Raw genomic sequence first — 24,807 nt, forward strand, 5'->3', positions numbered from 1 at the left:
TGTAGTTTTCGACCCTTTAAAACATGGCCAAAAGGCTAAAAAAGATCAGATGAAAAAAATATTACTTATTAGTTATTGTCTTTCTTTGTCTATGTATTTGTTTGGACAGGAAAAGCCCGTTATTCTCTTTTTACTTGATGACCCAATGATTGAAAAAACGGAGGAGATTCAGGCAAAAATTGAGGCACAGTCTCTTTCTTTTGAGCTAGATACGATTCTGTATAGTACTGAGTTGTTTAAAGAACATTTTTTGGGCAAAAAAGGGGATCGCTTTTATCTAATGAATTTTGCTGGCCAACAATACCTATTTGCAGAAGATTTGGCCCAGGCAGATACGGCCACAGAAGCCCTTATTTTGCGGGAGCCAATGGATTTTCCCAAGGAAATTGGGCAGCTCAAAAATTTGAAGTATTTGCAACTCAACCTCAATGGAGATATGGGGGCCGAAATTGGCCAATTGCAAGAATTGCAGACCCTTCAGCTTTGGCAAAACCAAGGCGGGCGCTTTTCTTCGGCCATCAGAAAGCTACCAAAACTCGAAAACTTGATACTTTCGGGCTGCTCTACTTTGCCTTGGCCGCTTTATCAGCTTAAATCTCTGAAAAAACTAAGCATTGAGCTCAATACAGAAATAACTTTGTCTAGAAGCATCAATCAATTGAGCCAATTGGAGGAGCTCTCTTGGACCTACAGCAGTTTGGAGCGTTTGGATGGAAATATGGCGATATTCAAAAGGCTTAAACGCCTTAATTTAGAGCGGAATAGTTTGAATAGTCTTCCCCCTACAATTGGAACTTGGAAGAATTTGAGGGAGCTGAGGCTCTCCGAAAATAATCTAGAAACTTTGCCCAAGGCCATCGGGCAATGCCAAGCCTTGGAGCAGCTGATTATTCAGGATAACGCTTTGGCGACTTTGCCCGAAAGTATGGGCCAACTTAAGCAGCTCAAAACCTTAGCATTGCAAGGAAACCAATTGGAGCGCCTGCCCGCTGGCCTTATGCAGGCAGAGGCTTTGCGCATTTTGCGTTTGGGGGATAATCAGCTTAGGCAATTGCCCGAAGAGATAGGAAATTTAAAGCAGTTGAAGGTCCTTAACTTGGGGGAAGATCCCCTTTCGGAGGGGAACCAATTAGTGAGTCTACCCAATAGTTTGGGGCAGCTGCAGCAGTTGGAAGAGTTGATCGTGAACAACAATAGACTAAGCAGCTTACCCAAGAGCCTGGGAAATTGTCAATCAATACGAAAAATAGAGTTAATCAATAATCAATTGAGGACTTTGCCTAGCAGTTTTGGACAGCTTGAAAAACTAGAGGTTTTGCTTTTAAGAGGAAATCGCCTCCAAGCCTTGCCCGATAGTTTGTCTGGGCTCCGCTCGCTAGAATGGTTAGATCTGTCTAACAATAACCGCTTGAGGGCTCTACCTGAAGATATAGGAAGGCTAGATCAGTTAAAAAATCTCGATATTTCTGGAACGGGAATTAAGCATCTGCCCAAAAGTATAGAAAATTTATATTCACTGGAGTTTCTAGTTATCCATAAAGGACAAATTTCAGAAGAAGAGCTAAGGCGGATTCATAAGTCTCTGCCTTCCTTAACGACTTATCTCGTTGAAAAAGAAAATCGACTTTAATGTAGCCTAGGGCGGAGATTTTTCTCCGCCCTTTTTTTATGCCCTTCCCAAAATTGGCACAAAATAAGGTAAGCTTATGGCCAAAATGGACCTACCCTCAAAATAGAGAACCGCATGAAAGCAACAGAAAAAATAAAGCACCTTCATCTTCGGGCGGGCTTTGGCCTGCGGCCCGAAGAATGGGCCAAAAAAAGAAAGGAACCCCTAAACCAACAAATAGACGCCCTTTTCAAACAGACAGAGGCCCAGCCTTTTCGAGCCCTAGATTTCCCCTTTCCCAAAGATCCCAAAAGCCTGAGCAAGAAAAAACGCAGAGAACTGCGCAAAAAGTCGAGAAAACTCCGCAATCAGGTCAATAACCAATGGATAGAGCGGATGATTCGGCCCAAAAAGGAGAGTCCTTTACTCGATAAAATGGCCTTGTTCTGGCATGGGCATTTTGCCTGCGAGCCTAAATTGCATCATCATGCAGAGGAGTATTTGGCGGCCATTCGGCAGCATGCCTTGGGCAATTTTAAGGATTTGCTTCTGGCGGTCTCCAAATCTACCGCCATGATTTTGTACCTCAACAATCAGCAAAATCGCAAGAAAAAACCCAATGAAAACTTTGCCCGAGAACTGATGGAGCTCTTCACTTTGGGGCGGGGCCATTATAGCGAGCAAGATATTAAGGAATCGGCTAGGGCCTTTACGGGCTGGCATTGCAACGCTCAAAAGGCCCAATTTAAGTTCAAGGAGCGGCAACATGATGCGGGCAGCAAAACCTTTATGGGCCAAACAGGCAATTTTGCTGGGGAGGACATCATCAATATCATTTTGCAGCAAAAGCGCTGCGCCGAATTTCTGGCCGAAAAGCTCTACGCCTTTTTTGTCAATGAGCGAAAGCCCAATAAAAAACATATTTCGGCCCTAGCCGATACGATATATAATAGCCAATACGATTTGCAAACCGCTTTGCGCTTTTTGTTTTCAGCCGATTGGTTTTATGATCCTAAGCATTTAGGCGCCAACATTAAGAGCCCCGTCCTTTTGCTGGTCCAATTGGCCCGCATTCTGGACCTTCGGGCAGAAAACGAGCTAGCCTGGCTCCAACCGCAGCAGGCCTTGGGCCAACTGCTCTTCAAACCGCCCAATGTGGCGGGCTGGCCTGGTGGCCGTAGCTGGATCGACCACAGCCTGCTGCTGATGCGCCTCAATTTGGCCGCGGCCATTTTTGAAAAAACGAATATTGTCTTTCGGCCCAAAGACGACCCTAAGGCCGCAGGCCGTGGCAAGGGCTTTCGGAAGCTGGCCGTCAGGGCCAATTTGGTCCCACTGAATACGCTTTGTGCCCAAGAAAAGGATATCCTGGCCGCATTGAGCGATTATCTGCTTTTGCAGGCGCCCAAGTTATCGGCCCCCAATTTTCAGGCATATTTGAGCTTGGCCCAAACGAAAGAAGAAAAAATTAAGGCCGGCAGCCTCTTGCTTTTATCTACTCCCGAATTCCAAATTTGCTAAATCTCCCCCTATGTTGAATCGAAGAAGTTTTCTAAAAAAATCGGCAGTCGTAACGGCGGGCGCTATGCTGTTGCCGGCTTTTCTCAAGGCCTATCAAAATGATTGGAAGGGCAAGACCGAATTTAAGGGCCGCCGCCTGATTATCCTACAACTGACTGGCGGCAATGATGGCCTCAATACCTTGGTCCCTTTTGAAGACGATATTTACTACCAAAAACGTCCCCGCTTGGCCATTCCCAAGCAGGAGCTCATCAAATTGGATGAGTTGCAGGGCTGGAACCCCGCTATGCAGCCCCTACAGGCCCTTTGGGAAGAGGGAGAATGCCTAATCTTGAATGCCGTGGGCTATCCCGATCCCGACCGCTCTCATTTTCGGTCCATGGATATTTGGCAGACGGGTTCTGCGGCCAATGAATTTTGGTCCAAAGGCTGGTTGGGCCGCTATTTGGAGCAATTGCCGCAGCCCAAACCTTATACCGCCCTAGAATTAGACAATCAACTGAGTTTGGCCCTCAAAGGAGAAAAAATGGCGGCCTTGGCGGTCAATAATCCCAAGCAGTTCAAACGACAGCTCAAGAGTCCCATTATTCAGGCCCTTTTGGAGCAGCAACATGCCGCCGAGCACGAGCAATTGGCCTATTTGTACCAAACTTTGGGCGAAACCGAATCTTCGGCCAACTACCTAATGGAAAAAGCCCAGCTCTATACTTCCTCTGGCGATTATCCCAAAACGGGTTTTGGCAAGGACCTCAAGCAGATCGCTGAGTTGATTTCGGCGGGCTGTGAAACCCAGATTTATTATGCCAGTCTGACGGGCTTTGACACCCATGCCAACCAAAAAAATAAGCAGGCCCAGCTTTTGGGGCAATATGCTCAGGCGGTGGCGGCCCTTCGCCAAGAGTTGCGCAAAGCAGGGGAGTGGGAAAACACCCTCATTATGACCTTTTCGGAGTTTGGGCGGCGCTTGGCCGAAAATGGCAGTGGCGGCAGCGATCATGGCACGGCCAACAACCTCTATTTGATGGGCGGGGGCCTCAAAAAGGCGGGGATTTATAACGCCCCGGCTTCTTTGAGCCAACTCGATCAGGGCGATTTGATTTATGATATTGATTTTCGGCGGGTCTATCAGGCCATTTTATCCGATTGGTTGCAGGCCGATGCTAAGGCGGTATTGGGCCGCAGTTTGCCCAAGCTAGATATTTTTTAGGAGGAGGGTTTGGGGCTGCCCCAGCCAAAGGCTGGGTCGGGCCATTGCGCAGCTCGCAGGTCTGCTCGGCCCTGCGTCGCTTTGCTCCTTGGTCTGCCGCCTTCGGCGGCCCTGCTACAGCCCCTCAGCCGCGGGCCTTCGGCCCTTTACAGGCGGCTTTGCCGCCTGTTCTGGACCAAAAATCGCCACCGAAGCCCAAGGCCAAAAGCAAAAAAGAGGGTGGAGTGGCCCAGCGCTGCGGAGGGGTGGCCGCAGGCCAGACCGAGTTTTTTGGGAGCGTTAGCGAGAAAAAACGAGGGCCGAGCAGACCTGCGAGCCCCGCAGCATAGCGGCGGCCAGCTTGCTGGCCGCGGGCCCCAAAACATTAACTAAAAAAGAAGCAAAAAAAAGGCGGAAAAAGGGAGGAGAATAGAAAAAGAGTAGTAGCTTTATTAAAAATAAAGAGCAGCTAATCTTAAATTTATAAATTGCTCTTAGGATTCTGTTAATCAGTTTGTTGTATAGTTCTTTGACAGTGCTAGGAAAGCGAAAAGACAGGAGCCCTGGGCTCCCTAGCTTGGCCGGAAACGGCTGAACGCCCAACTAGCTTAAAAAGCATTTTTTACCCTAGAATTTAATCTTTTTAAGCCATGCGTATTTTCCTAATTTTGGCCTTGATGGCCCTACTACTGCCCCAGATTTGGGCCCAAGAAGAAGAAGCCGTAGAATTAACTGCGGAAGACTTGCTCAATGCTCAGTTAGATGTACATTGTTTTTGCCTCAATGACCTTTACACGGCAGCAATTTCGCAAGAATTGCAGGACCTAATTGGCAATTTGGCCTATGCAGAAGGGGAGGAGGAAGTGAAGGCCGTTTTGGCCGATGTTTCTGCCGAAGATGCAAAAAAATGGGCCGAAGACATCAAAGCCTACCTAAAATCGACCAAAGAAAACTGCTCGCTTAAAGAAGCGCAGGCGGCTATTTTGGAAGATTATCCCAACTATTGGGAGGTTTTGGCTGCAGAGCAACTCCAAGACGAAAAGAAATTGGCTGCCAAACTGGCCGAACTCAAAAAAGAAAGCTATAGCTGTTCCTTTTTAGAAGAAGCCAGAGCCGCCGCCCTGCTTTTGATGAAAAAATAAATTTGTAGAGCGTCCAGAATTTAAATTCTGGGCGCTTTTTTTTTGTACACTAAAAGTCCACAGAAAAAAATTAACATCTCCTTTGTAAATCGTGGGCGAATCTTCTATATTTAGAACCGCAACAAAAAAATAAAAATATGGCTGAAATAGGAGATGTGGTCCTCTTAAAATCTGGAGGCCCAGAAATGATCATTAAAAATATTTTGACGGGTAGTGGAAGTAGCCGAGAAAAGGCCGCTTTGCTCAAGGGATTTAAGAAAGGAGACATCACCTGCGAGTTCCAGACCGAAGATGCCAAGGGAAACACCAAAAGAAAGGTCCAAACCTTTAAGGCCGTTTGCCTCAAAACGCCCGATGGTAAGTTTTTGGCCGAAGTAGGAGCCGGAGGCGATGATGACGACGATGATGACGACTGGTAGCCCCAGCTTTTGCTTAGTTTAATCCCTGTTTAAACCAAAAAATATGCAAGTAGGAGATGTGGTTCGCCACAAAGAAAATGATATACTCATGACCGTCGTTCGCCTGATTGGAGACAATCATGATGATGATGGAAGTGGACAGCTTTTTAAGGCCATGGATCGCCGGCTCGAATTACAAGGCTTTAGCTTTGGCGACCCCAACTGTATCTGGTTTGAAGGCCGCCAACTCAAACAAGGCATCTTCAAGCAAGAAGATCTAGAACTCGTACAACTCGAACAAGCCGGAGGCTCGGGAGTTGCTGTAGCGGCCGTGGGTGCCGCGGCGGCTGGCGCCGCCGCTGTTATTGAAGAGGACGACGACTTTGATCTAGATGATTTGGACCTCGACCTCGGTTTGGATGATGATGATTTGGACCTCGACGATTTGGATTTGGGCCTAGATGATGATGATTTAGACTTGGATCTCGATTTGGATCTGGATGAAGATGATCTCGATCTTGGCGATTTGGACCTCGACCTCGATGATGATGACGATCTGGACCTTGGTTTGGATGAAGATGATCTCGACCTCGATCTCGATGACCTCAATCTAGACGAGCTAGCCGATGATTTGGACCTAGATGATCTGGATTTTGACGATGATGATGATGATCTCGGCTTTGATATGGATGATGATATCGATGACCTCTTTGGAGATGATGATGACGATTTATTCGGAGACGATGATGATGACGATGACGACCTCGGTCTAGATTTGGATGACGAGGATGATGACGATGACGACGATGATGACTTCGACTTTGGAGACGATGATGATTTAGGAATGGATGATGAGGATGACTTTGATCTGGACCTAGATTTTTAATAGATAAAGCAGGAAGCGAGAAGCTCCTGCTTTTTTATTTTTGCTTATGCAAGACTTTCAATTTAAGCAATTTGTAGTTCGGCAGCGATTGGCGGCTATGAAAGTGGGGACCGATGGGACCTTATTAGGGGCTTGGGCGCATTGTTCGGGCCAGCGGATTTTAGATATTGGGGCAGGGACGGGTTTGCTGGCCCTCATGTTGGCCCAGCGTTTTGCTCAGGCCCAAATTGATGCGGTAGAAATCAATTTGCAGGCGGCAGAGGAGGCCCAAAAAAACTTTGCGGCTAGTCCCTGGGCCGACCGCCTCAGCCTGTATGCCCAAGGGCTGCAAAGCTTTAGTGCTAGAGCTCCCTACGATTTAATTGTAAGCAATCCTCCTTTTTATCCAGAAGCGCAGTTTTCTAAGGCCCTGGATCAAGATCGCCGACAAGCCCGCTCGACCCTAAGTTTGCGTTTTGAAGAACTGCTAGAACACAGCCTAGCGCTTTTGGCCCCAGCGGGCCAACTGGCCATTATTTTACCCACTGCCCAAGCTCTTTATTTTCATGAATTGGCCCAAGAAGCAGGCTTGTTTTTGCATCGCCGCTGCGATTTTATCAGCCGCTTGGGCAAGGCGCCCAAGCGACTGCTTTTGCAATGGGGGCAAGCGCCCATAGAAAAGCCCCAACAGCAAGAGATTATCATGCGTCAGGGCCCCCCAGATTATGCCTATGCCGATAGCTATCGGCAGTTATTAAAAGACTTCTTGATTATTTTTTAAACGCTTTCTTAAGGCTGCTGTTAAGCTCCTATATCACCTTTTTAACAGTATGCCTATGTTTTCCTTTTTCAAAAAAGACCCCATCAAAAAACTCGAAAAGCAATATGAGGAATTGATGAGAGAAGCCAGAGATATTCAACGATCTGGCGATTTGCGCCTCTATGCCGAGAAAATGGCCGCTGCCGAAGCGCTACAACTAAAAATTGAGGCCTTGAGGGCCAAATCCTAGTTTTTGATAAACTGATGATTTTTGAGCAAAAAGCGCAGGCCACTCAGCTCAATTACATCTCCATCATCCTTTTTTGATAGGTCCCAGAGGTCTTTGGTTAGCGTATGCACCGAGCCTCCTGTTCGGTGGGCAATCGTGAGGTACTCTGGATTGGGCAATGGGGTTTTCGGATAAAACTCATTGCCCTCTTCCCAGCCACAAAGAATCACCCGAATGGGACAATTGAGCTGATAGAGTAGGGCCATATCGCGAACAGGCGAAAAAGCATCGGCAATTAAAATAATTTCTTCCAAGCTATCGGTCCGAAGCGCTTGGGCCGCCAGAAGGGCCTCAATATCATTTTCGGGTGCATCTCCACCTGCCCGGCGAACACCAGAGGCCTCTTTCAAGCGGCCAATAATTTGGTCCAACTGAATGACCTTTCCTTGGCAGTAGTACAAGCCGCCTGTGCGCCCCAATACCTTATGGCTGTTCATCTCATTGTCGCCATCATTAAAAAAGACGTACTTATTATCGGTGGCTTTCATGAGGTTGAGGCTGTGCCAAAGCAAAATTTCCTCAAAATAAGGCGACATGCTAGCCGTGACATCCGTAACAATAATTCGCTTTTCCCAAGCATCTTGCAAACGGAGCAAACTGGCCAAAATGGGCTTTTTGTAATGATGCTCTAAAACCTTGGGATTGAGTTGGAGGCTGTCTTTGAGTATTTGGCTTTTTCGCTCAATCAATTTTCGAATCCTAAAGGTTTTTATTCCTCTTAGGTCTAGCTTACTAAGCATGGGGTCTAAAGCCTTTTGCTTTTCTTCGGCCGCTTGTTGGGCCTTCAAATTGGCCGCTGCTTTGGCCAGCAAATCGGCCCGCAAAGAGTCATTGAGTCGGTTGAGCGCCGCCTGCTGCGCAAAGCTTTTTAGCCAATCGGCAGAGCTAGGCGCCTGATAAAGCAAATCCAATTCATAAAGGGCATAGCCCTCGGCACAAACAATTTCTCGCTCCTCAAAATGCGGATTATAAGCGGTGCTGAATAAATAGGTCCGCCCCAAGGGCAAGAGCAACTGCGCCAAACCGCCTTTGTTCGTAAAGGCCGTAAAACGCTCGCCACTTGCCCGATCCAAGGCTTCTACAGGCTCGTTCGGCACACTATTGCCCTCTAAATCTACATACCTGAAGTTGACCAAACCATGGCTGCGACTCGGAAATTTATCATAGCCTTTTTTACGCTCAAAAAGCACCTGCTCCTCCCAATAATCCTGCCCGCCCAGTACAATTTCGGCATAGTTGGGCGCCTTGGCAAAACTCAAAATATAACGACTGTGCTTGGGCAAATCAATCTCTAAACGCCCCCCCTCTATCCAAAGCAATGAGTCTTCTCCCGTAGCCTTGTTTTGCAAACGCAAACGCTCCCTAGCCGAATAAGGCCGCTGCTGATGGTCAATCAACTGAATCTTCAAATGACAAAGCTCCTCTTTGCGCTCTACCACCGGACTGCCCTCCCCATCAAAGGGAATCTGAATGCGGTGCTCCTGAAATTCCCCCGCCTCAATATTGATGTTGGCAATCAAATTACTCTCCCGAACATACAATTCATAACGACTGTTAATGGGCAATAAACAGTTGGCCTTGCCCTCTTTGTCTGTCGCAAATTGCCAGCTCTCACCAGTCTCCACTCGCTGCAACCTAAAGGGCAAAGAAGGAAAACGAACCCCACTCTCCGGATGCACAAACTCTAAGGTCAATAGGGCTTTGGTCGGAGAAGGACCCGGCTGCCCCATCAAGCTAAAACCGAAGAGCATAAACAAAAAACTAAGGGTGTATACTTGATGCATAATATTCTATTGCTTTGGTAGTGTGTTTTGGATCGGTCTAAACTGCAAGCTTCAGACCAAAGCGGGGAGCTTATCATAGGCCAGTACATTCAAAAATATAAGAATTTTATAGGCCAGAGAAAAAGAATCTAAGGGAGGAAGATGCAGTATACTTATAAACTGTTTTCTGCTTATTTTATTTTGGGGCCTCCGCCTCCCTTCGGTCGTCGGCGCTACGTTGCGCAGCTCGCAGGTCTGCTCGGCCCTGCGCCGCTTTCAGCGGCTGGGTCTGGCCTAACGGCCACTGCTGCACATCGCTAGGCCAAGCCTGCCCCAACTGTAGTGCTCAGCCTTAATCCGCAAAAGGACAAAACAATTCCCCCAAAAGAGACGTTAATTTATCCTTATTCTGGACCTTTTTAGCCAAACTTTTTGTAATTATTATGGGCTTTTCTTATTATCAAGCTCGATTTAGCAAAAAATTACCGCTAAATTCAATAGCTATAGCCCACAACAAGCCAACTAACAAAAAAAATAATTTCAACGCTCGCCACTATGAAAGCATTCTTTCTATCTAGCTTACTATGCCTTGCCTTTGGCTTCTCTGCTCAAGCACAACAAACTGCCGAACTAGAACAAAACGAGGAGAGTATTAATTGGGCTGCCTTTGAAACAGAACTAGACGAAAGCTCAGAAAATTGGAGCCTGCATATAGACCAAAACCGCAGAAAATTATATATCGATTTTGAGGCCCTAGGAGGAAAAATGAGCCGACTTAGCCTCTCTTCTGATGAAAATCAAGAAATTGTAGCTATTGATGATCATCTCTTTGATTTGCCTAGCAATACGATCTATGAGCTAGATTTGTCTAAATTGGAAAAAGGCAATTATACTTTGGTTTTGCATAGCTATACCGAACGCATCCAAAAAGCCATTTCAATCGATTAACCGCTATGTCTACCCCCAATTTACTCCCCCTAATGGCCGAAATCTTGGAGCGCTACCCCCGCCTGATTGTTCCAGGCCTAGGCGCCTTTGAGTGGCAATACCAATCGGCAAGTTTAGAAAATAAGGGCCAGCTTTTACTGCCCCCTAGCTATAGCCTGGTCTTTAATCCCGACCTCAGAGAGGACCCCCTGCAGCTATTAGAAAATAAATTGGTCCAAAAAGAGTTTTTAGCCGCTACGGAGGCCCAAAAAACAATTGAGCAGTTTGTGGCCCAACAAGCCCCCCTGCCCATTATGGCCAAGGAAGGACTGCTCCCTACACTAGAAGCGACCTTTAAGGAGCAAGCCGTTTTGGCCCAAAATCACTATCCCGAAATTAACTGCCAACCCATTTTACGCAAAAAATCTTACCTAGAAAAAGGCGTAATCTTAGAGGGGCGCAAAAAGAAAACCGCAAAACGCTGGTATGCCATGGCCGCTTTGGGCCTACTTTTAGCCACTGGCCTAGCTACCGCCCCTTGGTGGGGCCCACAACCAGAAGCCAATACGACGCCCATGCCGTCTATTTTGCCGCTGGTCACAGAACAACAAGAAACTTATTTTGGCCTTATTCAGATGCAACGTCAACAGCTGAAAAATGAGATGGCCAGTCAAGCATTAGCCGAGGCAGAGGCCCAAGGGCAAATGGGCATTGCCCTAGAAGAAAATATCGCCGAAGAACAGACTTCTCCCCGGCAAAAGAATTCGGCCGGAAGCTTGAGCAGCCCCCTGGCCCAAGAAGAAAAAGAGGAGGAAGTTGTGGCCGAAAAAACAGCCAAGGAATTTCAAGAAGAAATATCGCCTAAACATTTGGACCAAAAAATTGTGGTCATTGGCGTCTTTAAAGAAGACTTTAATACAGAACGGAATAAGGCCCAGTTAGAAGCTATGGGCTATAAGGTACAGGTCAAAAAACTCTATACTGGCCTCGACCGTGTAGCGGCTCTGCTTCCCGCTCATCCGCATAGCCGCTTTGAGCAAGAGCTAAGCCGCATCCGCCAAGAGGTTATTGCTCAGGCTTGGGTGGCCGAGGAATAAGGGCCAATAATTCATCTAATTGCTCCCCACTAAAGCGATAAGGGGCCTGTAAGTAATAAGGCCGCCTTTGGGTCCAGTACTGCGCAATAAATTTTTGCAGTGCTGGACCTTTTTTTTGGGCCAATAGGGGCCGCCCCTCGGCTTCTTGGGCTAGGCGATTTTGCAATACAGCCAAAGGCGGGTCGATAAAAATGAGCTGTAGCCCTTTTTGCTCCAATAAAAGAGGCAAAATGCCTGCTTGGCAGGGCGTGCCCCCACCCAAGGCTAAGACTAAGGGCGCTTTCTGCTCCAATAGGTCTAATAAATAGCTTTTCTCTTGGGCCCGAAAATAAGCCTCGCCTTTTTGGGCAAATAGTTCGGGAATACTACGGCCTTCTTGCTGCACTATATATTGGTCCAAATCAATAAAGGAGTAGCCCAAGGCTTGGGCCAGTTTAGGGCCCCAATAGCTTTTGCCAGCGCCCATAAAGCCCATTAAAACGACTTTTTGCATACTTAATTTTTTTGCGTCTAGTAGGCGCGAAGCGCCTCGGCTGAGGGATGGATAGCAGTGGCCGAAGGCCAGACCGAGCAAAAATGCGCAGCATTTTTTGCGAAGGGCCGAGCAGACCTGCGAGCTGCGACACAGCCCGACCCGCCCGCAGGGCGGGGCAGCCCCAAAAAAGAAAAAAAGCCCCAAACCAACTAAAGGTCTGGAGCTTTGAGGGCCAAAGGCCTATTTTTTAGGATTTCTTGCGCTCAATCATAATCGGAAGGGGGAGAGGCATTCCCTCTGGCGTACTGCGCAAAAGCTGGATAAACTCCCGAACCGAGCTGAAAGAAACCAACTTATCGGCAAAGTAGACCAAGGCCTCTTTTACCTCTTTTTCGGTGGCTTCCAAATGGTTGAGGATATTCATCAGGTGCATTTTCATATGGCCCTTTTGGATCCCGGTGGTGACCAAAGAGCGGACCGCCGCAAAGTTTTGGGCCAAGCCCGTAGCGGCAATAATCTGCATCAATTCTTCGGCAGAAGGCTGGCCGAGCATTTCTAGGGAGCGCTTGGCCATAGGGTGAAGGGCCGTTAGGCCGCCAACAGTACCCACCGCTAGGGGAATATCTAGCCAAAACTTAAAGATGCCATCCTTGCATTCGGCAAAAGAGAGCGAGCGGTACTTGCCATCTCTAGCGGCATAGGCATGTCCACAAGCTTCTACGGCTCTAAAATCATTGCCCGTAGCAATGACCACGGCATCAATGCCATTGAAAATTCCTTTATTGTGGGTGGTGGCTCTGTAGGTATCGATGCGAGCAATATTAAGGGCCTTTTCAAATTTGCGGGCAAATTCTTCGGCGGGCATATCGCCATCGCAGAAATTGCCAAGCTCCTCAATGGGACATTCTACACTAGCGCGGACGAGGCATTCTGGTGTATAATTCGACAAAATGGCCATAATAATGGTCAATTCTCTTTCTTCTGCGGGCAGTTGTTCTTGGCTGCCAATAAACTGTTTGAGGCTGCGGGCAGATTCTTCAAGGACCGAGTTGATAAAGTTGGCCCCCATAGAATCACAGGTCTCAAAAGTCATTTGGAGCTGAAAATAGTTAGGCTCTAAATCACTCATATCGAGCAGCTCAATGTCTAGAATCCCGCCCCCTCTTTTGCGCATATTAGCGGTAATATGCGAGGTTTCGGTATGAATGAGCTGTTTGATTTTGGGCATTAGCGCTTCTAGGGTTTTGCGCTTGCCTTTCCAGTCAAAATGTACTTGGCCCACCTTTTTGGTAGTTAGAACCTCTGTTTTGAATCCACCCCGATTGAGCCAAAATTTGGCTGCGGCAGAAGCGGCGGCCACTACCGAGCTTTCTTCAATGACCATGGGCACGCAATAGACCTCATCGTTAATTTTGAGGTTGGGCAGCACACCATAAGGCATATAAAAGTTGGTGATGGTATTTTCGCTGAACTCATCAAATATTTTTTGTTTTTGAGGGTCGCCATACCAAAAGCTTTTGAGCTCTCGGGCTACTTCTTCAGGATGCTTGAAAAAGTTTTCGACCAACCAGCGTAGTTTTCCTCGTTTCGATTTTTTAGAAAATCCAGAAACAATTTTTGGATTTTTCATAGGCTATATTTTTTTATAGAGAATAGTCTTGTTTGCTTTAGAACGACAAGCTTGTCTAGAATGCTTCCTCTTAGAAAAGGGATTAGTCTAGAACCCGCAAAAACTGATGGGCCAATTCTAGTCCCTGAATTTGCTGTTGTAAAAAGAGTTCTAAATCTTCATAACTGCCACGGGCGTGCTTGAGTAGGGCAGAGGCCTGACCATAAACGGCGGGGAGCTTAGATTTTTGGCAAAGATAATAACCATCGAGAAAGTTTTTGACTCCCCCAGAGATGATTAACTGTTCGCAGCGCAATTTATCGCCGAGCTCATCCACTAATTCATTGACAAACTCTAGCATTTGCGGGGCCGAATGCCCAATGTAAGTTAGGGGCTCATAGGCTGTTTTCAGGCTTAGGTCGGCCCGAAGTAGCTCTAAAAGCGCAAAATTAGTGCCGCCACTGGCTGCAAAATCTATAGCGGCTAGAGGGAGTTGGAGCAGCTGCCGCAAACTTTCTTTACCCATACCTTGGCCCACCTCCTTGACAATAAGTGGAATTTGCGGTAATTGATCGAGCAGGCGCTCAATTGTATCTATAGGAGCATAACGAAAACGGTCGCCCTCTGGTTGCAACCACTCCTGAAATGGATTGACGTGTACAATCAGTCCATCGGCCTGAAGTTTATCGATAAGGCGGAGAATGAGCTCCGTCTTCTTATTATCTAGCAGTTGTTCTAGCTGGGCAATGCCCAAATTGGCATAAAGCGGAAGCTCGTAGCCTAAAATGGGACGCATCTGAAAGTCGGCCAGAAAGCTATCATCGGTCAAGAGACCCCGGCAGCTGCCTAGGCCCATTCCAAAACCGAATTGTTTGGCTGCTCGGGCCAAGTTCTCGTTAATTGTTTTGGCCCAATCGGTACCGCCAGTCATGCTAGAGACCCAAAGCGGCGCTTGAAAGCGCTTGCCCAAAAACTCTTGTTCAGGCAGGCCTTTAGCCTGATGGCTAGAAAGCAAGGGCTCATAACTAAAGCGGGGGTCGAGCTGATTGGCCGCTACTTGGGAAGAGAAAGCCAGCGCAATATGGTCCTGTTTGCGGCTTACTGCGGTTTTGTCTTGGTCTTCAAACAAATTAGTAGGTATTTGGTCGTTTTTTAATCAGTTTAACGCTAAGAACAACAAATTTAGTTTTTTTAGCTTATCTTTTGGGCCTTTGGGCTCAGGAAGTCCATGCAGCGAATAAAAAAGCAGAGAATTAACAATAAACTCTCTGCCTGCGGTTGCTGAATCAACAATATTTGGGGCTTTAACAAGTACATTAAATATAATGTTTAGTCCGCTAGCCATTTCTTTTTCGCAGAAAAAACAGAATATTAAGCAGTAGCATGTCACAGTTTGAAGAATTTAGGCGCTTAGCTCAAGAGCTGGCAGAGGAAGAAGCGATTAGGCTCCTTAGTTTTGAAGTTTTTTCGCCCGCCAAGGCCGAGAAAATAGAAGAGTTGGAGGCCGAAAAGGGGATCCTTTTAGCCCCAGAGCTCAAGGCCTTTTATCTACAAACTAATGGCCTGCAGTTGCGTTGGGCTTTTAAAAATAATGCTTTGGCTGGGCCAGTAGGTCTACAAGATTGGGATTATCCGCTGCAGCAGTTTAGAGAGGAGGAAGGCTGTTTTTTTCTCTTGCCCATAGAGCGGCTTTTGGCTCCTAGTCCCTACCTCCAAGAGCTACTGCGCCCCCAAGAGCAAATTCAGTTTGCAGGCCAATCGCTTTCGCTAGCGCAGTTTTATCGCCAGATGTATCCTCTAGACGCCTTTTCTTCCTATTGTATACAGGCTATTTATTTTGGCCAAGCAGGGGCCCCGCTCTATTTTGCCGATGAATATGGCCTGAACTTCGAGGCCTCTTTTCCCCTTTCGGTGGACCAGTATTTTCAGTTTGTTTTGCAAACAAAGGCCCTCAGCAGTGCCCGACAAGCTTATCTGCAGGCGCCCAGCCGGCCTCTTAGCCAATGGAGCAAAAAAGATTGGCGCAGTTTGGCCCAAAAACATCAGCTCAAACAATTGCTTTTTGAACAGGAGTTTCCCTTGGCGGGACAAGCCGCTAGCGATTGCTCAACCATCAAAAGTGCAGCTATGCGCCAAAGGGCCGAGCAGTCGCCAGCCATAGAAGAAGAAGAATGGCAGCGCATTTTGTTGGCCCATCAAGATTTTTTGCGGGCGGGTGGGGCCGGCGGCCAATGGAAGATGATGCAACTGATGGGGCAGGTTTTTGGCGCCTACCAATTGGGCAGAGAGCTAAGCAAGGGCCAACAAGCTATTTTAGATATGCGGCGACTTTCGGCAGAGTTGGACCTTGAAGAGTTGCAAATGCCTTATGCCTCTTTTTGTGGCGCTTGGCTCAAATATCTCAATTTTAGCGAGGCCCAATTGCAGTTTTCACTCTTTACCGATGCCATGCTGGAAAAAGCCATCTTTGCTGAGGCCCAACTGGCCGGTAGCGATTTTTCTCGGGCTTGCCTCCGTGGCGCCAGCTTTGTCAATGCCAATTTACAAGGGGCCGATTTTGAACTAGCCGACCTTAGAGGGGTGGACTTCCGTGGCGCTATCCTTACCGATGCTCGCTTTCCCGGTGCCCAACTAGAGGGCGTCCTCCGCTAATTGGATACTATATATATATAGGATGAGTTTTTTTGGGGCCTGCCGCCTTCGGCGGCCGGGCCCTTACAGGGCTCGCAGGTCTGCTCGGCCCTGCGGGCTCATTTCATTTCGCCCTGGGTCTGCCGCTTCGCGGCCCCCTTTCAGGCCCCTAGGCCGACGGGCCTTCGGCCCTTTGCGGCGGCTTTGCCGCCTACAAAATGGTATTGCTTCGCAATGATCTCTAAATGAGGGTTGAAACCCTCATGAATTTAACTTCTCGGCCATCCTTTGATAAAAATTTCAGGCTAGTCAAGGCCTTTAGGCGGTTTAGCTTTCGTTTTTTATTTCCCATCATTTTCATAGGCACCCCTAGGGCTAAGGCCCTAGGCTATAGAATCTGTCATCCCCTCGAAGGAGGGGATTTTTTGTTTAGCCAGCCTCTAGTTTTATTGGCGAAGCAAGTAGATTAGGTAAAAAGCCCCCTCTGTTGCTACGGGTTGAAACCCGCAGCCAATTTCGGGACAGATTAGCTGACATTTAGCCGCCCTTTGGCCTGCAGCTTAAAAGCCGCAGGGCCTGAAAAACCGAATAGCTCCTTTCTTAACTAAAGCAGGGGCTTTTAAACCGCTGCGGCGAGAAAAATGATGGCCCAAGCAAATTGGCTGCGGCCTTTAGGCTGCAGAAATAGGGATTCTGGCCCCTAATTGTTAGGGAGTTGTTAAAAACGAAAATAATGTAACAAAATCAAAAAGGGCAAAAGTTCGGTTTGGAGGTGAACTAGTTCGGTCTGGAGGTGAACTAGTTCGGTCTGGAGGTGAACTAGTTCGGTCTGGAGGTGAACTAGTTCGGTCTGGAGGTGAACTGGTTCGGTCTGGAGGTGAACTAGTTCGGTCTGGAGGTGAACTAGTTCGGTCTGGAGGTGAACTGGTTCGGTCTGGAGGTGAACTAGTTCGGTCTGGAGGTGAACTGGTTCGGTTTGGAGGTGAACTAGTTCGGTCTGGAGGTGAACTAGTTCGGTCTGGAGGTGAACTGGTTCGGTTTGGAGGTGAACTAGTTCGGTCTGGAGGTGAACTAGTTCGGTCTGGAGGTGAACTGCTTCGGTCTGGAGGTGAACTAGTTCGGTCTGGAGGTGAACTGCTTCGGTCTGGAGGTGAACTGCTTCGGTCTGGAGGTATTATAAAACATTTGGCCTAGCGATGTGCAGCAGTGCGGCGCAGCCGCAGACCAAGGCCGTCAGGCCGCAGGGCCGAGCGAATAGCGAGCTGCGAAACGTAGCGCCCGCCGCAGGCGGGAGGCCCCAAAAAACAATAAAAAAGAATGATTTTGATAGGCGAGGGCTAGAGAGTAGACAAAATTTGCTAAAAAGTTTACCAAATAATTATTAGCCTAATGTAGTATTGTAAAGGATAATTTGGCCTAAAAGCATTTTTGTAGAAAAAAATTGGCCCAAATGGCAAAAAAAGTTGAGTATAGACTTTTATCTATATAGATATTTATATACATTTATACCTAGATGAAAGAACGCACTCAAAACATTGCCTATGAAAACCTTATCTCGCTTAATTGTACTGCTGCTAATCATGAGCAGTTCCAGCCAATTGTGGTCTCAGGAAGTGGACCATAGCTATAAGCCCTTGAAATTGAATTTGAATGAAGACGGCAGCAAATACATTCGTTTTATCACTTGGCATCAGGTCTGGGGAACGGCCCAGATGAACAGTCAGGACCAAGTAGAAGTAGATTTAATGCTGCGTCGTTCTCGGTTTTTGGCCTATGCGCAGGTATCTCCTCGTTTTTTGATTTTGACGCATTTTGGATTGAACAGCCTAACGGCCTCGGGGCTGCATCCTGTGGGCCAATCGACCAAAAGCAGTTTGTTTTTGCATGACGCCTGGGCCGAGTACAAGGTCTATAAGGATTATCTATCGCTGGGGGCTGGTCTACACTATTGGAATGGGATTTCGCGCTTGACTAACCAGAGCACCCTGAACATGCTCACGATAGATGCGCCTCGTTTCAATTGGCCCACGATTGGGACGACCGACCAATTTGCTCGGCATTTGGGCGTTTATGCCAAAGGAAAAATTGACCGTTTGGATTATCGTTTGTCGGTCAATCAGGCTTTGGTCAATAACTTGGACCAAGGCATTGCGCCAGATACCGCCCAAGCCACCTACCTCAATGATGGGGGCTATGTCTATGCGGGTTATTTGAACTACCAATTTTTGGATAAAGAGTCGAACAAACTGCCTTATATGGTGGGGAGCTACCTAGGTAAAAAGAAGGTCTTTAATGTTGGGGCGGGCTTCAATTTGCACCCCAAGGGCAGCAGCAGTTTAGACTTGCAAGGCGACACCGTGTCTCATAATGTCTCTCTTTTTGGTGTAGATGCCTTTTATGATGCGCCGCTAGGAGAGGGCAAGGGGGCGATTACGGCCTATGGGGTCTATTATCGCTACAATTTTGGACCAAATTACCGCCTAACGGGCAGCAGTGATGTAATTGGAACTGGAAATATTGTCTACCTACAGACTGGTTACCTCTTGCCTGAATTTACGGATTTGGGTCGACTACAATTTTACTTGGCGGGCTCTTATCGCCAACTCGAAGCCTTTGAAGAGGCGGCCAATGGGCTGACCGTTGGCGCCAACTGGTTTATCCAGGGGCATCATGCAAAAATCTCATTAGAATATCAATCCAATAAAGCAGCCGCTACGGGCTCCGAGCGCAAAGGCTTGGTTCGTATGCAGGCTGCCGTATTCCTCTAACCCTTAAATATTTAACTCTTATGGAAGAGAACAACTTGCAAAATAAAGAGGCCCATAACAAAAAAATGCAGGCCTATTGGCGCGAGAATTTGCGCTACCTACTCATTCTTTTAGTGATTTGGTTCTTGGTCTCTTTTGGGGCTGGAATTCTATTCGCTCCCAGTCTAGATAGCATCCGATTAGGGGGCTTCAAACTAGGGTTTTGGTTTGCCCAGCAGGGCTCTATCTATGCCTTTGTGGTTTTGGTTTTTGTCTATGTTTGGTTGATGAATCGCCTAGACAAAAAGTATGGACTAGACAAATAAATTACTGCCTTAAAATCTTAGAACAATGATGAATTATCTATTTGCTGGCTTACCACTTTTATCGGTGCAAAGCTGGACCTATATCTTAGTTGGGCTGACTTTTAGCCTCTATATTTTTATCGCCATTTGGTCAAGAGCTTCTTCTACCAAAGACTTCTATGTCGCTGGCGGAGGGGTTTCTCCCCTCACCAATGGGGCGGCCACTGCTGCCGACTGGATGTCTGCCGCTTCCTTTATCTCTATGGCGGGACTGATTTCCTTTATGGGCTATGATGGTGGGGTGTACCTCATGGGCTGGACTGGTGGATACGTCCTGTTGGCCCTGACCATTGCGCCCTATCTGCGTAAGTTTGGTAAGTTTACGGTGCCCGATTTTATCGGAGATCGCTATTACTCTGGTACCGCTCGTTTGGTGGCTGTTTTGGCCGCTATTATTGTCTCATTTACTTATGTAGCTGGACAAATGCGTGGGGTAGGAGTGGTCTTCTCTCGCTTTCTAGAAACCTCTATCGAATGGGGGGTAGTGATCGGGATGTTGATCGTATTTTTCTATGCCGTTTTGGGCGGTATGAAAGGAATTACCTACACGCAGGTAGCCCAATACTGCGTTTTGATTTTTGCTTTTATGGTACCTGCTATCTTTATTGCGATTCAGATGACTGGAACGCCTATTCCCCAGCTTGGCTTTGGCGGAACCCTAGAAGATGGCACTTTTCTACTAGATAAATTAGATAGCCTGCATCGAGACCTCGGTTTTCATGAGTATACCTCGGGAAAAAAGAGTATGATTGATGTCTTTGCCATTACTTGTGCCCTTATGGTGGGTACGGCTGGACTCCCTCACGTAATCGTGCGCTTCTTTACGGTTCCCGATGTGCGTTCGGCTCGCCTTTCTGGCGGTTATGCACTGATCCTAATTGCTATTCTATACACTACGGCTCCTGCCATTTCGGCCTTTGCTCGTACCAACCTTTTGCAAACGGTCTATAATGAAGATACCAAAGAGCATGTAGAGTACAAAGCTATGCCCGACTGGTTCAAGAAGTGGGAAGAAACTGGCCTAGTGGCTTGGTCCGATAAAAACAATGATGGTCGCATTCAGTATGTGGCTGGTCCCGCTATCAAAGGCAAAACGCCTACTTTTGCCGAAGACAATGGAGCCAATGGCGAACGTCTGGTGACCAACCCCGATGAGTCGAGCAAAAACGAACTCTATATCGACCGCGATATTATGGTGTTGGCCAACCCTGAAATTGCAGACCTCCCCAACTGGGTAATTGCTTTGGTGGCTGCCGGGGGGCTAGCCGCGGCCCTTTCTACGGCTGCAGGTCTACTACTCGTCATTTCAACTTCTATTGCGCACGATTTGCTCAAAATGCAGCTCATGCCCAACATTTCTGAAAAAGGAGAGCTTTTGGCTGCCCGAATTAGTGCTGCTTTTGCGGTGGTCGTGGCCGGTTATTTTGGCATCAATCCTCCCGGCTTTGTGGCGGCCGTTGTGGCCCTCGCCTTTGGTCTGGCTGCAGCCTCCTTCTTCCCCGCCATTATTCTGGGGATTTTCTACAAACGGATGAACAAAGAAGGCGCAATCGCTGGTATGGTCGTCGGTTTGAGCCTTATGCTTTTCTATATGCTCAGCTACAAATTTAATATGTTTGGCCCCACTACTGCCGATGATTGGTGGTTTGGCATTTCGCCCGAAGGTTTCGGAACAGTCGCTATGGTCGTCAACTTTGTCGTCTCTATCGTGATTTGCCAGTTTACGCCGGCTCCCCCTCTAGAGGTGCAGCAAATTGTAGAAGAGATTCGCATCCCTTCAGGAGCTGGAGAAGCGCAAGATCACTAATACTAAGGATTTGGGGCCTCCGCCTCGCTGCGCTCCTCGGCGCTACGTTTCGGGGCTCGCTGTTCGCTCGGCCCTTCGCTGCCTAAAGGCAGCTTGGTCTGGCCTTCGGCCACCCCTACACATCGCTAGGCCTGCGGGGGCTTCGCCCCCTGCAAAACCCCAAAAAAAACTGGACCAAAAAGTTCTTATTCTGTTTAGTAGGTTTGTAAGGAGAATAAAGTAGTGGAGACTACTTTATTTCTTCTTTTTTTTCGGTCTCCAACTATTTATGGCCAATAAATCTTTTCCCTAAAATTATATAGGTATCTAATTTTTTATATATTGGGAAAAATGATTTTAACCTATGCAAAAGCAGCGATTGATTAGTTGGTTTGGCTGTTGTTGTTTGCTCTTCAGTTATCCTATTGTCAAGAGTTTCAATCAGCCAACTTTGGTGTTTGGGGTGCTACCGCTCTTCTACGCCTATGTGCTTTGTTTGTGGCTGCTCTTATTGCTAGGTTTATATTGGATCTTAAAGCAAGAAGACGAAACCACTAAATGAGCGCAGCCCAACTTGCCATTCCGGTGGCTCTAGCCTATTTGGCTTTGCTGTTTGTGCTGGCCTATTGGGCCAACCGAAGGGCAGAGAAGGGGCAGAGCTGGACCGATAACCCCTTGGCCTATAGCCTGTCCTTAGCTGTATTTTGTACAGCCTGGACCTTCTACGGCAGTGTGGGTAAGGCGAGTAGCAGTGGGCCCGTTTTCTTAACGACTTATTTGGGACCGCTTTTGCTTTCGCCTGTTTGGTATTTGCTTTTGCGCCAAATGGTTCGAGTTTCCAAAAAGCAAAGAATAAGTTCTATTGCCGATTTTATCTCGGCTCGTTACGGAAAAAGCGGTTTTCTGGGTGGTTTGGTCGCCTTTATTGCCTTTGCTTGCGTGGTCCCTTATATCTCGCTACAGCTAAAGGCGATTACCGTTAGCCTAAATACCTTAATTGGCTATGATCCGGCTACCACAGACTTTAGCCAGATGACCATTTTGGGCGATACGGCTTTTTTTATTGCAATCATTCTAGCCATTTTCATCATCTTTTTTGGTACGCAAAATCTAGATAGCAGTAAACGCCGAGATGGGCTCATGGCGGTCATCGTCTTTGAGTCGGTCTTTAAGTTAGTGACCTTTTTGGCCCTTGGCTTTTATATAGCTTATGGGCTGTACGATGGACCAGGAAGTATTTTTCAGGCGGCACTGGAAAAAGAGGAGTTAAGGCCATTACTCAGCATGCAGGGAAATGACAATTTGGGCTATTGGGATTGGTCTTGGTTTATCCTCATTTCTATGTCGGCCATTTTGTTTCTGCCTCGGCAGTTTCAGGTGGCGGTAGTAGAAAATAGCCATGAGCAACACCTCAAAATGGCCAGTTGGTTTTTTCCGCTCTATTTGTTGCTGATCAATCTTTTTGTACCAATAATCGCCATTGCTGGCCGGCTCTATTTTGAGGGCCAAGCCTATGATGCCGATTCTTTTGTGCTGAGTCTGCCTTTGGCAGAGGGCCAAGATGCCTTGGCTTTGCTCTCTTTTTTGGGGGGCTTGGCCGCCGCTACCGGGATGATTATTATTGCTACTTTGGCCCTTTCGACTATGGTCACTAGCAATTTGCTGATTCCTATCTTGATTCGGACCAAAGCCATTGATTTGAATAAGGCGCAGCAGCTGAGCAGCAGCATTGTCTTTGCTCGAAGAGCAGCCGTTGCCTTTACCATTCTTTGGGCCTATATCTATTTTAAGATTATTGCTAATGCAAGGCCTTTGGTCGATACGGGTTGGGTTTCTTTTGTGGGCATTGCGCAGTTGGCGCCAGCTATGTTGGGTGGACTCTTTTGGCGGTCGGCCACAAAAGCCGGGGCCAAGGCGGGTATTTTAGCCGGCTTTATTGTTTGGGGAGCTATGCTTCCGCTGCCAGCAGTTTGGCCCGATTGGGCCGCTTTGCTTGCCGATAGCGAACAGCATCCGGTGCCTAGAGCTGCTTTTTGGAGCTTACTGACGAACCTCATTTTTTATGTGGGCGTTTCGCTCAGAAGTAAACCTTCTGCTTTGGAGCTGACGCAGGCGGCCCTCTTTATTGATGATGAGGACCATTCGCCTTTTGCCGAGCCCGAAGAAGATGACCACAGCCAAATTCTCAACCACGATATTGTGGCCCTTTTGAGCCGCTTTATGAGTGAACAGGCCCTAGAGTGGGCCGAACAGTTCTTTGAAGAAAAAGGAAAGCCTTATCTCCCGATGAGTTTAGCCAATAATCAATTTATTCAGGCGGCAGAAAATACCTTGGGGGGCGTGCTAGGCACAGCTTCTGCTCGGGCCATCTTTGCCAGTATGGTCAAGCAAAAGCCCATTGGCCAAAAGCAACTCTTTAAGATGTTGCAGGAAACCGAGGCCCTTTTGCGCTATACCCGAGAAATCGAAAGTAAATCGGCCATTTTGCAGCGCACCCAAGCCGAACTCCAACAGGCCAATGAACAGCTCAAGGAATTGGCCCAGATGAAAGATGATTTTGTGAGTACGGTAACGCATGAACTGCGCACCCCGCTTACCTCTATCCAATCCCTGAGTCAGATCTTAAAAGAGCGGAAAGACAGCTTGCCCGCCGAAAGGCAGGCGCAGTTTCTGGCCGTTATCTTTAAGGAAAGCCAGCGGCTAGGCCGCCTAATTGATGAAGTTTTGGATTTTCAGCGCCTAGAGCAACGCAAAATGAGCTTTAGCTACTCCCGCTTTTTGGTCCAAGAACTCCTAGCCGATGTCTTACTGATCTTGGAAGAGTCTATGGAGCAAAATGGGGTGACCGTAGAAAATAAACTCCAAAGCCTTCGGCCCAACTATATTGTTGAGGCCGATTATGACCGATTAAAACAGGTCCTGATTAACCTCATCTCTAATGCCATTAAGTTTAAGCAGGCCGGTCGGCCTTTGCGCATACAAATTGATGCTGAAAAAAATGGGAAAGAGCTCATCTTTTCGGTCTCTGATAATGGCATTGGGATTCCCAACGAGCTGCACCAATCTATTTTTGAGCAGTTTAAACAAGGGCAAATGCCCAGCCGCGACAAGCCCAAGGGCAGCGGCCTAGGCCTAGCCATCTGTAAGCAAATTATTGAGCAGCACCGAGGCCATATCTGGCTGAGTAGCCAGCCCAATTTTGGCTCTACCTTTTATTTCTCCATACCGCTAACAACAAAAAAATGAACGCTAAAATCTTAATTGTCGATGATGAGAGCAGCATCCGCCTAGCCCTAGAGTTTCTGATGCAGGACCAAGGCTATACGGTAGCTACTGCGGCCAATGGCCAAGAAGGCCTAGCCAAAGTAGCCGAATTTGGTCCCCAACTCATCATTCTAGATGTTATGATGCCCATTATGGACGGACTAGAAATGGCCAAGGAAATGCGAGCGCAGGGACTATCTCCCGATACCGTTATCCTTTTCCTGACCGCCAAGGGCCAAGAACAAGACCGATTGGCTGGTTATGCCCATGGTGGCGATGCCTATCTGGCCAAACCCTTTGATAACCAAGAGCTGGTTGAACTGATTGCAGAAATGCTAGAAGATTAAGCAGCCCTTGCGACCTACAGGCGGCT

Annotated in this window: 21 protein-coding genes; 17 read left to right on the forward strand and 4 right to left on the reverse strand. The window is 47.6% G+C overall.

Annotated elements, in window-relative coordinates; translation table 11 throughout:
* Positions 1–49 precede the first annotated feature (49 nt).
* The 8 genes from SGRA_RS15590 (at position 50) to SGRA_RS23455 (ending at position 7,731) form a co-directional block, all read left to right on the forward strand.
* The gene (locus SGRA_RS15590) at positions 50–1,630 is read left to right on the forward strand and encodes a leucine-rich repeat domain-containing protein (protein WP_015693741.1); all 1,581 of its coding nucleotides are present in this window, start codon (positions 50–52) and stop codon (positions 1,628–1,630) included.
* 114 nt (positions 1,631–1,744) lie between these two features.
* Positions 1,745–3,130: a DUF1800 domain-containing protein gene (locus tag SGRA_RS15595; protein ID WP_015693742.1), complete on the forward strand. Its 1,386-nt coding sequence runs from the start codon at positions 1,745–1,747 to the stop codon at positions 3,128–3,130.
* A gap of 10 nt (positions 3,131–3,140) precedes the next feature.
* The gene (locus SGRA_RS15600) at positions 3,141–4,337 is read left to right on the forward strand and encodes a DUF1501 domain-containing protein (RefSeq protein WP_015693743.1); all 1,197 of its coding nucleotides are present in this window, start codon (positions 3,141–3,143) and stop codon (positions 4,335–4,337) included.
* A 629-nt stretch (positions 4,338–4,966) separates the two neighbouring features.
* Positions 4,967–5,458: a hypothetical protein gene (locus SGRA_RS15610; RefSeq protein ID WP_015693745.1), complete on the forward strand. Its 492-nt coding sequence runs from the start codon at positions 4,967–4,969 to the stop codon at positions 5,456–5,458.
* 137 nt (positions 5,459–5,595) lie between these two features.
* Positions 5,596–5,877, forward strand: coding sequence for a DUF2158 domain-containing protein (locus SGRA_RS15615; protein WP_015693746.1), 282 nt, complete (start codon positions 5,596–5,598; stop codon positions 5,875–5,877).
* A 43-nt stretch (positions 5,878–5,920) separates the two neighbouring features.
* Positions 5,921–6,742 carry a hypothetical protein gene (locus tag SGRA_RS15620; protein ID WP_015693747.1) on the forward strand — a complete coding sequence of 274 codons (822 nt, stop codon included), beginning with the start codon at positions 5,921–5,923 and terminating at the stop codon, positions 6,740–6,742.
* Between the two features lie 46 nt (positions 6,743–6,788).
* Positions 6,789–7,502, forward strand: a complete 714-nt coding sequence (locus SGRA_RS15625) for a tRNA1(Val) (adenine(37)-N6)-methyltransferase (protein ID WP_015693748.1) — start codon at positions 6,789–6,791, stop codon at positions 7,500–7,502.
* A 55-nt stretch (positions 7,503–7,557) separates the two neighbouring features.
* On the forward strand, positions 7,558–7,731 hold the full coding sequence (locus SGRA_RS23455) for a DUF6435 family protein (RefSeq protein ID WP_015693749.1): 174 nt from the start codon (positions 7,558–7,560) through the stop codon (positions 7,729–7,731).
* Here the strand turns inward: SGRA_RS23455 and SGRA_RS15630 are convergent.
* Entirely contained in the window at positions 7,728–9,554 is a 1,827-nt protein-coding gene (locus tag SGRA_RS15630; RefSeq protein ID WP_015693750.1) for a hypothetical protein, read from the reverse strand. The two genes, SGRA_RS23455 and SGRA_RS15630, sit on opposite strands and share 4 nt — an antisense overlap.
* 534 nt (positions 9,555–10,088) lie before the next feature.
* Here SGRA_RS15630 and SGRA_RS15635 point away from each other — a divergent pair.
* Together SGRA_RS15635 and SGRA_RS15640 are read left to right on the forward strand one after the other, a co-directional pair.
* Entirely contained in the window at positions 10,089–10,481 is a 393-nt protein-coding gene (locus SGRA_RS15635) for a hypothetical protein (protein ID WP_015693751.1), read from the forward strand.
* Positions 10,482–10,486: 5 nt separating this feature from the next.
* On the forward strand, positions 10,487–11,557 hold the full coding sequence (locus tag SGRA_RS15640; RefSeq protein ID WP_015693752.1) for an HU domain-containing protein: 1,071 nt from the start codon (positions 10,487–10,489) through the stop codon (positions 11,555–11,557).
* Here SGRA_RS15640 and SGRA_RS15645 read toward each other — a convergent pair.
* The 3 genes from SGRA_RS15645 to SGRA_RS15655 form a co-directional block, all read right to left on the reverse strand.
* On the reverse strand, positions 11,526–12,050 hold the full coding sequence (locus tag SGRA_RS15645; RefSeq protein WP_015693753.1) for a shikimate kinase: 525 nt from the start codon (positions 12,048–12,050) through the stop codon (positions 11,526–11,528). The two genes, SGRA_RS15640 and SGRA_RS15645, sit on opposite strands and share 32 nt — an antisense overlap.
* Positions 12,051–12,279: 229 nt before the next feature.
* Positions 12,280–13,662, reverse strand: a complete 1,383-nt coding sequence (locus tag SGRA_RS15650) for a hydroxymethylglutaryl-CoA reductase, degradative (protein WP_015693755.1) — start codon at positions 13,660–13,662, stop codon at positions 12,280–12,282.
* 82 nt (positions 13,663–13,744) lie between these two features.
* Positions 13,745–14,770, reverse strand: coding sequence for a beta/alpha barrel domain-containing protein (locus SGRA_RS15655; RefSeq protein ID WP_015693756.1), 1,026 nt, complete (start codon positions 14,768–14,770; stop codon positions 13,745–13,747).
* A 254-nt stretch (positions 14,771–15,024) separates the two neighbouring features.
* Here SGRA_RS15655 and SGRA_RS15665 point away from each other — a divergent pair, with 254 nt between their 5' ends.
* From SGRA_RS15665 to SGRA_RS15705, 7 genes are all read left to right on the forward strand, one after another.
* Positions 15,025–16,293, forward strand: coding sequence for a pentapeptide repeat-containing protein (locus tag SGRA_RS15665; protein WP_015693758.1), 1,269 nt, complete (start codon positions 15,025–15,027; stop codon positions 16,291–16,293).
* A gap of 1,520 nt (positions 16,294–17,813) precedes the next feature.
* Complete coding sequence (locus SGRA_RS15680; RefSeq protein ID WP_015693761.1) at positions 17,814–19,040, forward strand: hypothetical protein; 1,227 nt, start codon at positions 17,814–17,816, stop codon at positions 19,038–19,040.
* 20 nt (positions 19,041–19,060) lie between these two features.
* Positions 19,061–19,345, forward strand: a complete 285-nt coding sequence (locus tag SGRA_RS15685; RefSeq protein ID WP_015693762.1) for a DUF4212 domain-containing protein — start codon at positions 19,061–19,063, stop codon at positions 19,343–19,345.
* Between the two features lie 25 nt (positions 19,346–19,370).
* Positions 19,371–21,191: a sodium:solute symporter family protein gene (locus SGRA_RS15690; RefSeq protein ID WP_041329721.1), complete on the forward strand. Its 1,821-nt coding sequence runs from the start codon at positions 19,371–19,373 to the stop codon at positions 21,189–21,191.
* Positions 21,192–21,534: 343 nt separating this feature from the next.
* Positions 21,535–21,732: a hypothetical protein gene (locus SGRA_RS15695; RefSeq protein WP_015693764.1), complete on the forward strand. Its 198-nt coding sequence runs from the start codon at positions 21,535–21,537 to the stop codon at positions 21,730–21,732.
* On the forward strand, positions 21,729–24,416 hold the full coding sequence (locus SGRA_RS15700; protein ID WP_015693765.1) for a sensor histidine kinase: 2,688 nt from the start codon (positions 21,729–21,731) through the stop codon (positions 24,414–24,416). Before SGRA_RS15695 ends, SGRA_RS15700 begins: the two co-directional genes overlap by 4 nt.
* Complete coding sequence (locus SGRA_RS15705) at positions 24,413–24,781, forward strand: response regulator transcription factor (protein ID WP_015693766.1); 369 nt, start codon at positions 24,413–24,415, stop codon at positions 24,779–24,781. Before SGRA_RS15700 ends, SGRA_RS15705 begins: the two co-directional genes overlap by 4 nt.
* Positions 24,782–24,807 lie beyond the last annotated feature (26 nt).

This window comes from Saprospira grandis str. Lewin, assembly GCF_000250635.1.
Classification (GTDB): Bacteria; Bacteroidota; Bacteroidia; order Chitinophagales; family Saprospiraceae; genus Saprospira; species Saprospira grandis.